The 10,198-nt window shown below is 69.7% G+C and carries 10 protein-coding genes and 1 pseudogene; 2 read left to right on the top strand and 9 right to left on the bottom strand.

Annotated elements, in window-relative coordinates; genetic code table 11:
• Positions 1–85 precede the first annotated feature (85 nt).
• Positions 86–904: an alpha/beta fold hydrolase gene (locus ACFQLX_RS02230; protein WP_386411239.1), complete on the top strand. Its 819-nt coding sequence runs from the start codon at positions 86–88 to the stop codon at positions 902–904.
• 60 nt (positions 905–964) lie between these two features.
• Here ACFQLX_RS02230 and ACFQLX_RS02235 read toward each other — a convergent pair whose 3' ends face one another.
• The 7 genes from ACFQLX_RS02235 to ACFQLX_RS02265 form a co-directional block, all read right to left on the bottom strand.
• Positions 965–1,372: a ribosomal maturation YjgA family protein gene (locus ACFQLX_RS02235; RefSeq protein WP_386411242.1), complete on the bottom strand. Its 408-nt coding sequence runs from the start codon at positions 1,370–1,372 to the stop codon at positions 965–967.
• Positions 1,373–1,790: 418 nt separating this feature from the next.
• A complete protein-coding gene (locus ACFQLX_RS02240; protein ID WP_386411245.1) occupies positions 1,791–3,890 on the bottom strand; it encodes a protein kinase domain-containing protein in 2,100 nt (699 codons plus the stop codon).
• A 644-nt stretch (positions 3,891–4,534) separates the two neighbouring features.
• Positions 4,535–5,146 (bottom strand): redoxin domain-containing protein, encoded by a 612-nt coding sequence (locus ACFQLX_RS02245; RefSeq protein ID WP_386411248.1) that lies wholly within the window; start codon positions 5,144–5,146, stop codon positions 4,535–4,537.
• 570 nt (positions 5,147–5,716) lie between these two features.
• A complete protein-coding gene (locus ACFQLX_RS02250; RefSeq protein ID WP_386411251.1) occupies positions 5,717–6,109 on the bottom strand; it encodes a YciI family protein in 393 nt (130 codons plus the stop codon).
• A 352-nt stretch (positions 6,110–6,461) separates the two neighbouring features.
• Entirely contained in the window at positions 6,462–6,986 is a 525-nt protein-coding gene (locus ACFQLX_RS02255; RefSeq protein ID WP_386411254.1) for a hypothetical protein, read from the bottom strand.
• Positions 6,983–7,288, bottom strand: coding sequence for a hypothetical protein (locus ACFQLX_RS02260; RefSeq protein WP_386411257.1), 306 nt, complete (start codon positions 7,286–7,288; stop codon positions 6,983–6,985). The genes ACFQLX_RS02255 and ACFQLX_RS02260 overlap by 4 nt, the downstream gene beginning before the upstream one ends.
• 432 nt (positions 7,289–7,720) lie before the next feature.
• Positions 7,721–8,497, bottom strand: coding sequence for an SDR family oxidoreductase (locus ACFQLX_RS02265; protein ID WP_386411260.1), 777 nt, complete (start codon positions 8,495–8,497; stop codon positions 7,721–7,723).
• Positions 8,498–8,677: 180 nt separating this feature from the next.
• Here ACFQLX_RS02265 and ACFQLX_RS02270 point away from each other — a divergent pair, with 180 nt between their 5' ends.
• On the top strand, positions 8,678–9,550 hold the full coding sequence (locus ACFQLX_RS02270) for a helix-turn-helix transcriptional regulator (RefSeq protein ID WP_386411263.1): 873 nt from the start codon (positions 8,678–8,680) through the stop codon (positions 9,548–9,550).
• A gap of 153 nt (positions 9,551–9,703) precedes the next feature.
• Here the strand turns inward: ACFQLX_RS02270 and fdxA are convergent, their stop codons facing one another.
• Both fdxA and ACFQLX_RS02280 read right to left on the bottom strand, forming a co-directional pair.
• The gene (fdxA, locus tag ACFQLX_RS02275) at positions 9,704–10,024 is read right to left on the bottom strand and encodes a ferredoxin (protein WP_386411266.1); all 321 of its coding nucleotides are present in this window, start codon (positions 10,022–10,024) and stop codon (positions 9,704–9,706) included.
• Positions 9,993–10,198, bottom strand: a pseudogene (locus tag ACFQLX_RS02280) (hypothetical protein); the annotation flags it as partial. The pseudogene ACFQLX_RS02280 and the gene fdxA, both read right to left, overlap by 32 nt.

Consider the following 10,198-nt stretch of genomic DNA (forward strand, 5'->3'; position numbering starts at 1 on the left):
CCACTGATCTCGGTTGATCGCGATCAACCGGATGTGGTGGCCTGGCAGGCTGACGGCCAAGACAGGAGAGGAACGGGGTTGAGCGATGGTTGGCACAACGGGTGACATCCAGGTACCGGGCGGGCACCTGCACAGCGAGTGCGCGGGGGAGGGGACCGCGCTGGTGCTGCTCAACGCGGGCTCCGCGGACCTGCGGATGTGGGAGTCGAACATGGCCGCGCTGACGGCCCGCCACCGGGTGATCCGCTACGACGACCGAAACGTCGGGCGGCACTCCTCGCCGGCCGGCGCGCCGTGGTCGTACAGCGCGGACCTGCTGGCGGTGCTCGATCACTGGGGTGTCGAACGAGCCACCCTCGTCGGAGCCTCCGACGGCGGGCGCAAGGCCCTCGACTTCGCAGTGGAGCATCCGGAGCGGGTCGAACGCCTGGTCCTGACCGGGTGCGCCCTTGCCCTGCCCCACCCCGACCACGCCGAACAGGCGGCGCTGGAAGCCCTGTTGACCGCTCTTGTGCCGCGTTCGGAGGCCGTGGAGCGCGGTGACCTTCCGGCCGCCGTTGCCGCCGACCTGGCGGTCTGGGCTCCATGCCTCACCCCGCCGCAGCGGGCCCGTCTCGCCGAGATCTACGCCGACTCCCCGGCCTTCCTGCAAGGCAGCCCCGTCGAACCGATCGAGCCGAACCGCCCCGGCATCGCCCACCTCGCGGAGATCAAGGCACCTGTGCTGGTGCTGGTAGGAAGCCACGACACGCCGTACACCCATCACTGCGCCGAGCGGATCGCTTCCGGCGCCCCGGACGCCGACCTGATCGTGGTCCCGGCGGCCGACCACTTCATCAACGTCAGCCGCCCCGAGGACTTCCACCGCCTCGTCCTGACCGCGACCGGGGCGACGACCGGGTGAGACCCCGGCCGGGCGGTCGCACCGTTGTTGCGCCACGCACCGCTGCCAGGGCCCCAGCCGTCACCTTCCGCGGGAGCACTCGACGGGCCGCACGGCGGTGAGGACGGGGCGCCGCGCCGCGGAGTGGATGAGTGCGGACAGGATGGCGCCGACCGCGTACCAGATCAGGTCGGGCGCGTTGAAAGTGGTGCCCAGGACGAGCCTGGCGGCGAGATGATGAGCGGCAAGATCACCGACGAGGCCGGTAAGTTGGAGCAGTTCCACCGCGCAGCTGAAGCCCATGGCCACGCCCGCGGCCACCACCGGCTTCACCGCGGGCGCGATCAGCACCACCAGCACGTAGATCAAGACCGTGTAGAGCGCGTCCCCCGCGTACTTGGCGGTGTCGCCCGTCATGACGGCCCTGATCCCCAGACCCGCCGCCACGGTCAAGAACGCCGCAGCGCAGGCGAACAGGCGTGTACGCATGTGACGTCCCATGCCTCAAACCCTACGTGGGTGTTGGTTCCGGTTCTGATCGGGATGCTGCCCGCCGACCTACGCGGGGGCGAGTGCGCCGGGCGGTCCGTGAGCGGTTCTTAGGCCGGGGTTCTCGGGCTCGAATCCGGCCCCGAGTTCCGGGCGCGGAGGATGGGGCGTCGGCGATGGGGAACGATCAGGAAACGACTCCCACCCCTGGCCCGATATCGACTTCTTCGCCAGTGCCCCCTCTCCATCAGGTCAAGCACGACGACGCCGAGCAGACCAGTCGAACTGCAATGACCTCGACGGGACGGACATCGGGATGATCCACAGTAAGTCGTCCCCAGTCCTGTCCGGGCGAAGGCCGGCGCCTGGGGTGGCCGAGCCCACGGCGGCTTCGTCGACCTCGTCCGCGCCGTACGCACTAGGCAGGCGGGCGCAGTGCGTATACCAGACGGCTATGGACCGCGTAGATGGTCTGGTCGCGAACGGAAACCGCAACGTTGCCAAGCTCGTTGTATTGCTTACGGGGCGCGCTCCGCCACAGCAGGGCCCCGTTCTTGGCGGAGAGGCATGCGATGCGGCCGTCGGATGATGACAGGTAGATCCGGCCGTCGGCTATGACCGGTGCCACCTTGCCGTCCATCTCATCGGTGGTGAGATTGGTCTTGGTGGTCCAGCGGCGCTGTCCCGTTTGTGTGTCGGCCGCGATGATCGTGCCTTCGATGTCGCGGCCGTAGACGATGCCGTCGGATTCGGTGTAGGAGATGTCGGGCAGTTTCGTTGCACGTCGGGAGCCGTTCGGACTGCCAAGGGTGAGTGTGCCGTCGGTTTCACGCAGCAACACCACGTTCTTTGCGAAAGCGACCAGACGGGCCGCGCCAAATTCCCCGAACAGCGTCTTCTTCCCATTCTCAAGAGCGATCCTGTACAGCTCGGTCTTCCCGGTGAACACCGACTGCTCTTCCAGATACAGCTGGTTACGGGTGACATGGAGGAACCCGCCCGCCTCCGCGTCCCACAGGCGGCGCCCCGAGGCCGCATCCCAGGCATGGAGCTCATTGAGGTCAGACGTGACGATGACCGAACCGAGGTACGCCGCTTGCTGATACGGGTGGTGCGACCCGGAGGGAGTGGACCACAGGGCGCGCCCCGTCACCGTGTCGACAGCCCGGAGGCGTCCGACTCCCTGGCCGGTCGCCTCCGTGTAGTAGGCCGTGCGGCCAGAGCCGGAGACGCCGAGCAGTTCGACCTGAGCCGGTGCGCTGCTCCCCTCGGTGTAGCTGACCGGGCGCCTCCACAGTTGCTTGCCGGTGCGTGGATCAAAGGCTGCCAGTTTGCCGGTGCTACTGCTGGAGGCGCACACCAATGCTCGCGGCGACGGATTGCAGTACCGGAGGTTCTCGTCCTTCCCGGTGAGCTTGGTCTGCCACAGCGCCCATCCGTCCGGCTGGAGCGCGGCGGTCTTCTCGACCAGCGGTGCGGCGGTAGGCGACGGCGCACTGCCCGGACCCGCGGACCGGGAACTAGGAGAACGGGGTGGGGTCCCTTCGTCTTCCCACAGTCCCATACCCCAGGTGCCGCCTGCGGTGGCAGCGACGGTGGCGGCCACCGTGAGCAGGGCAATGCTGCGCCGGCGCCACCAGACGCGCGGGGCGGCACTGCCCGAGCCGTCGTCACGGACCGGGCCGGCGGCGGGCCGGGTCCCCCATTCGGCCTCGGGCGCCGCCCGAAACGCGGCAAGCAGGGCATCGGTTCCGGGCCGCTCGGAAGGCTCCTTGGCCAGGCACCACTGGATGATCTCTCGTACGGTGCCGGACAGGGCGGCCACCGCGGGGGGTTCGTGGACGACGTTGTAGGCCGTCAGGTAGGGGCTTTCGGCGTCGAACGGGCCACGCCCGGTCGTTGCGTACACCAGCACCGCGCCGAGCGAGAAGACGTCCGAGGCCGGTGTGACCCGGTGCGGGGCGATGAGCTGCTCGGGCGACATGTACGGCGGGGTGCCCAGGACCCGGCCGGTGACGGTGAGGGTCTGGTGGTCGGCGCAGCGGGAGATACCGAAGTCGATGACCCGCGGGCCATCATCGGTGAGCAGTACGTTGTCGGGTTTGAGGTCGCGGTGGATCACCCCGGCCCGGTGCAGCTCACGCAGGGCTTCGACCAAGCCGACAGCAAGCAGCCGCAGTTCGCCCGGTTCGGTCAGCGCTCCTTCGCGCCGGACCCGGGCGCCGAGCGTGGTGGCGGGTACGTACGAGGTGGCCATCCACGGGCGCGGCGCGTCGGCGTCGGCGTCCACCACCGGGGCGGTGAAGGCGCCCGATACCTGCCGGGCGGCGGCGACCTCCTGGCGGAAGCGGGTGCGGAACTCGAAGTCCTCGGCGAACTGCTGGTGTACCACCTTCACCGCGACCAGGCGCCCGGACTCGGCCTGCGCCAGGAACACGGTGCCCATGCCACCCGCACCGAGGCGGTCCAACAACCGGTAGCCGCCGATGCTTTCCGGGTCCCCGTTCAGCAGCGCCACAGCCCCACCTTGCTCTCGGCCCACGTTTGGGCCAGAGCTTAACGCGCCCTGCCCGGGCGGGCGTTGCGCTGCCGCCGGTGCCGGCTGATCTTCTTCGGACGCCTCGCCGCCGTCTGCGTGCCAAGCGGCCCCGGCTGATGGTCGACACGGTCCGCACCGCGCTGGAGAAGACCGAACCGGCCTGACCCCACAGGGCCTCGCGCCCAGAGGCGCCATCGGGACGCCGCGTCCGCTGCTCACCTTCGCCGCGGGCGGGTTGTGCGAGGGGGCTGCTGAGGTCGTGGCGCTTCTTCGTCAACCGCACTGCTGTCTCCTTCGATTCGTGGCGGGGCAGATGGCGCGGGGCGCCCAGTACGGCGAGCGCTCTCACCGGGGCGGTCGCCAGGACCCTCGCTGTTCCCCGTACGAATGCCATCTGCTTCCCCTCCACGCTTCGTCGGATGAGGATGAGGATGAGGATGAGGATGAGGATGAGGTTGGGGCTAGGGATGGGGCGTGTACGTGCGTGTTGACGTTGCCCCTACGGCTCCGACGGCCGGCCCCTCCGCTTCGTCCGGCCGTCGACCAGGCCCCTGCGAGGTCCGGGGAAGGGGCTCCTGGCCGCGCCGGTCACATGTGGGTGGCTGTCGCCGCGTCTGCGTCCTTCAGGGCGCCGCCACTTGCCGTACCACCGCCAGTGCTTCGCGTACTGCTCCCGGGATGTCCGTCACCGGGAAGCGTGCCTGGTGCACCACGCGTTCGTGGTCCACGACCAGTACCGCCCGCTTCAGCCGCAGTACCTGTCCGGCGCGGAAGACCGGTAGCCGCAGAGCGGCGGCAAGGCGCAGGTCGACGTCTGAGAGGAGGGTGAAGGGGATGCCCTCCTTGAGGGCGAACACCCGCTGCTTGTCCGGGCGTTGAGTGCTCACGCCGCGTACCTTGGCGCCCGCCGCGCGGAAGGCGTCGTACGCGTCCCGGAACAGCCGGTTCTCCAGGGTGCGGCCGATGGCGCCCGGGATGTCGACCCAGCCGTCCGGCAGCGGGCCCGGACGGCCGGGCGCCGGGTAGCAGAACAGGACGGTGGCCGCGGTCTCGGCCGCCGGGTCCAGTGGCTCACCGTCCTGGTGCCCCGGCAGTTCCAGGCGCGGCAACTGCTCGCCGACCAGGCCCGCCACCCGCAGCGCCTTGGCGCTCTCCTGGTCGGCCGTGCCGCTCTGATACGGGACCTTCTCCAGGATTTCCGCTTCCACCAGGTGTGCGAGGCGCTCGGTCAGCACCTTGCGGGAGGTGCCCAGCTCCTCCTGGAGCGCGTCGAGCTTCCGGCGCTACTGGGCCGCCGCCTCCAGGTCCCCCTCGATCTCGTACGGTTCGCCGCCGTCGGATCACTTCCGCTCGCCTGGTGGCTTGACCGGCTCGGCTACCGCACCTGCTGCTCACCGCTCTGGTCACCGGCGCCGCGACCGTACTCCTCCACATCGGCAACTCGACCTTTCTGCCCGTCATCGTGCCGGATCCCGCACTGACCAGCAGAAAAATCAGAGGGATTCGACCTTGCGAGAGCCCGGCGGATGGGAGCGACCTCGTTCACCCCAGGTCGGGTGACCTCGCCCTTGACCTGGTCTCCCCGAGCGGCACCACCTACCAGGTGCGTCCCGCGATTCCCAACTCGGACATCGGTAATCTGCACGACGCGTCGGATTCCAGACCACCGTGCTGGCGCCGCCCGTCGGATGGACGGGCGGCGCCGGCTGTGCACGGCGGTGCTGGGTGCCGATCTGCCCACGGGTCCTGTGCGACGACCAAGAGGTGCTCCGCCGGGCGGGGGCGCGCCCGCCGGGGTCTGGGTTTCAGGCTGGTGTCGGGCCCTCGGGGATGGGGTGTACTTCGATCGGGTCGTTGCCGGGTTTCCCGTCGGGGCCGGGGCATGCCGAGGCGCGTGCGGCGATTTCCAGGGCGCGGTCCTCGTTCTTGACGTCGACGACCCAGTATCCGACCAGGATGTGTCCCTCGCGGGCGGGTCCGTCGGTTACCTGCGGTTGTCCGTTGCTTGCGGCTCGTACTGTCTTGACCAGTGAGGGGCCGGCGAGTCCCTGTCCGTCCACCCACTCGCCAGCGGAGTGGAGGTCGTTGTTGAGGGCGTTCATGTGGGCGAACATGGCTTCCATGTCGTCCTTGGAGTAGGACGCCATGATGGCGTCGCACTGATCGGCGGGGACGTTGATCTGGATCATGTACTTCATGTTCCTCACCCTTCCGGGGCGGATGCTGGGTTCCTCGGGCTTGCGAAGAGGTAGACAGCCGGGCGCCGCGAAACTCATCGGCCGAAGGAAGAGCCGAGATGCCGGGCCGCCGCGTCCAGGTCACCGGGCCGGCCGCTGACGGTCCGGCTCAAGCCCGGGGCCGAGTGGGAGGGGGAGCACCCGCAAACCGGGCTTGTCCGCGCAGCCCTTGCCGGGCAGGCCGACACCCACCAGCGGGGAGCTGGAACTGGCATCCGCACTCCACGAGCGGACGTACGGGTGGAGGAGGAGGCCGTCCTGGACCACCTGCTGGGAGACCTGAGCGGTTGACGGCGCTCTACGCCTGCCCCGCTCAAGGCGATGCGGGGCGGGGGGTGCGTTCGGCGAGTCCTTTGAGCACCAGTAGCTGCTTGCGCATCATCAGCAGATCACCGAGTGCGAGTACGGGCCCGAGCACCCGTGCGGCGGGCACTCGCGCACTGACCCGGACGAGCAGCCGGGTTGCGGCTTCGCCCTGCTCGTCGATGGTGTCGTCCACCGCGTAGGTGACGGCGACCCGGTCGGCGGCCAGCGTGAGGTGGCGGTCGCGCTCGAAGGAATCCAGGGTGAAGCTTCCCATGAAGCGCTGGCCGCGCTCCAGTTCGTCCAGCCCCGGCGTCAGGGTACGGGGGCTGCGCCGGCCCAGGTTGTCGAGCAGGTCGTAGCTGTAGGGGGCCGCACGCAGTTGGCACAGCCAGCGAAAGACGGTCGCCCGCGGCGCGGCGACGGTGACCGCGCGATGCGCGCGCACCGTCGCCGCCGGCAGGAGGCTGTCACAGGGCAGCGCCCGCCGCTCCTCCGCGGATGTCGAGTGCCAGGAGAACGGGCTGCTGATCATGCCGCCACCCGCCGCTCGACATCGCGCAGCATGCGCCCCACGATCACCCAGTGCCCGCCGCGCAGTTCGACGCGCCGCAGCGGCTCGACCGCTGTCACCTGGAAGCCGGGCACGGAGTCGCCAGCCTCGGGGAGTGACCAGCCCCCGCCGTACGCGGCGGGGAACGGGCGCATCACCCGCGCGATCGGCCCCGGCGGCGAGGTACCGTTCGGGCGGACGGTGGCGAGGAGCGCGGGCCACACCTGCTCCGGTGGTGCGTGGATCACCCGGTCCTGGTCGTCTACGTAGGGCAGTGGCTCCATGCACGTCAAGGGTACGGGGTACGACGGAGACGCGGACGGCCCTGCCGCGTCGCCCTCAGCCCGCCCCGTGGATCGTGAATTCCTGCCTGTTCAAATAAAAAGCCCCGGACGCGGTGGCGTCCGGGGCGGGCGGAGCGGTCTGTGCGGCTGCCTGACGGCTCAGCTCTGCGGAGCGCCGCGTCGTGGACATCGGGCACCTGCTCGATCCGTACCGTCCCGGCCGCGCTCCGGGAACGGGCGCTTCCAGTTCGATCAAGATCATCACGTATCGATCGGTCAAGACGGTGGTTGGGGGAGTGGAACAGGGACCGTCCGGCAGAGACGAGGAAGACCAGCGCCCCCGGCCGGCTGATCGGGGGAACCGCCTTTGATCGCTGCCCGTCCGCCGAATGATCGTCCCCCGCGGCCGATGCCCCACCGGTGAAGCACCGGTCAGGCAGCCTGACCGGTGGGCATGATGGTGACCTGCTGGAGGTTCACCCGCGGCGGCAGCGAGGCAACGAAGCCGACGGTCTTCGCGACGTCCTGCGCCGTGAGCCACTCCACCGTGTCCCTGGAGCCGGCCAGCCACTCCCGGGCGCCCTGGTCGGTGACGTGGCTCTGCAGCTCGGTGGCGACGATGCCCGGCTCGAGCGCCGAGACGCGGACGTGCTTCGCGCCCAGCTCGGCCCGCAGGTGACGGGAGAGGTGGGTGACGTACGCCTTCGTGGCGGAGTAGACGGCGAAGTTCGGGAAGATGTTCTGCGCTGCGATCGAGGACGTGTTGATCAGGTCGGCTACACCGTGCTCGGCAGCGGCCTTGACCAACTGCGGTGTGAAGGCGCCGATCGCGTTCATCAGACCGGTGATGTTCAGGTCGATCTGCTGCTTCCACTGGCCGGTTGTCAGTTCCTCGACCGGAGCGGGAAGCATGACTCCGGCATTGTTCAGGAGCAGGTCGGCACCGCCGAACTCGGCCTCCGTCCGATCGGCGGCGCGTTGCACCGCGACGGCGTCGGTGACGTCGGCGGCAATCGCCACCGCGCTCCCGCCGTCCTTCTCGATCCGGGAGACCAGGTCCGCCAACCGGTCGGCACGCCGCGCCAGGACGACGACGCGGGCCCCCAGGGACGCCAGCTCCTCGGCGGAGGCCTCGCCGATGCCACTGGAGGCACCGGTGACGACGGCGACGCGACCGGCCAGGGGACGTGAGGTGGTGTTCGTGGCCATGATGTGCACCTTCCAAGCGATAAGGGAGGGGGATGGACCGCGGTCGGCGACTACCGGCCGCACCTTTAGAACACCACCCGCGCCAACCTCGCTGGACGCCATAACCGGTCCTGCCGAAACAGGTACCGGCAGAACCACCCTGGAGCCGCACGGCACCGCTGAGGTGGTCACACTTGAGTCATGGACGGCACCAGGGAAATCTCCGGCTTTCTACGTTCACGGCGCGCGGGCATCACCCCGGAAGACACCGGCCTGCCCCCCGACGGACGCGTACGCCGTGTACCGGGCCTGCGCAGGGACGAGGTGGCCCGCCTGGCCGGCGTGAGCACGGAGTACTACACGCGCCTGGAGCAAGGGCGCGCGGGCAACCCCTCCGCCGAGGTCATCGAAGCGATCGCCCGCACGTTGCGCCTTGACGAGACCGAACGCGAACACTTCACCGACCTGCTGCGGTCCGGCACCCGGACCATACGCCGCGCCCCGGCCAGGGCCCAGCGGGTCCGCCCGGGGCTGCACCTGATGCTGGAGACCCTCGACCAGGTCCCGGCCTTCGTCCTGGGCCGCCGCACCGACGTGCTGGCCTCCAACCGGCTCGCCAGGGCCGTCCTCACCGACTTCGACGCCCTACCCGCCACCCGCCGCAGTCTGGCCCGCTATTACCTCCTGGACCCGCGGGCCCGGGAGCGCGTGGGCGACTGGGAACGGATCGCCGCAGAGACGGTGGCCATCCTCCGGCTCGAAGCAGGCCGCTACCCCCGCGACCGGCAACTCGCCGACCTCATCGGCGAACTCACCCTCCAGTCACCCGAGTTCACCGGCTGGTGGAACGACCACCGCGTGCTGCGCCGCACCCACGGAGCCAAGCGCTACCGGCATCCCCTCGTCGGCGACCTGCACTTCTCCTACGAGTCCTTCCAGGCCCCCGGCGACCCGGAGCAGACCCTGTGCGTCTACAACGTCGAACCGGGCTCCGAAACCGCGCAGGCCCTGCAGGTCCTGGCCAGCTGGACCGCATCCGAGATCACGACGCCTGAGCCCCCGCGCCCGGGCTGACGCCCCGAAAACCAGAAGACCCCGTCTGATCGACATCAACGCGTTCGCCTGCGACCACAACCGCGTCCTCGACTACCGGACCAACAGCACCGGCGCCCGCGCCCCCGTCCAGACGCCGTCACCGACAGCCGTAGCCGCCTGCCGTACAGACCCTCATGCGGTGGGCAACGGGGCGCCGGCCACGATGGGGTGGTCGTGTGCGAGCGGGCCGAGGACGGCGGCTCCGCCGGGCGAGCCCAGCTCGGTGAAGAACTCGGTGTCCGCGGTGCGGAAGTCCGCCCACTCCTGCGGGGTGTCGTCCTCGAAGAAGATCGCCTCGACGGGGCACACGGGTTCGCAGGCCCCGCAGTCCACGCATTCGTCCGGATTGATGTACATCTTGCGGGGGCCTTCGTAGATGCAGTCGACGGGGCATTCGTCGACGCAGGCCTTGTCCTTCACATCAACGCAGGGCTGCGTGATGACGTATGTCATGGGTGTCCTCCACGGTCCAGGTGTCGTTGCCGGTCAGGAGGGAGGCGAGATCGCCCTTGCCGTTCTGCTCCACGGCGGTGTCGAGTTGCGCGGTCATCAGCACGTCGTACGCCGGCCGGTCGACGGAGCGCAGCACGCCGATGGGGGTGTGGTGCAGGGTGTCGGGGTCGGCGA

The sequence above is a fragment of the Streptomyces polyrhachis genome (assembly GCF_042663125.1).
GTDB classification, from domain to species: domain Bacteria; phylum Actinomycetota; class Actinomycetes; order Streptomycetales; family Streptomycetaceae; genus Streptomyces; species Streptomyces polyrhachii.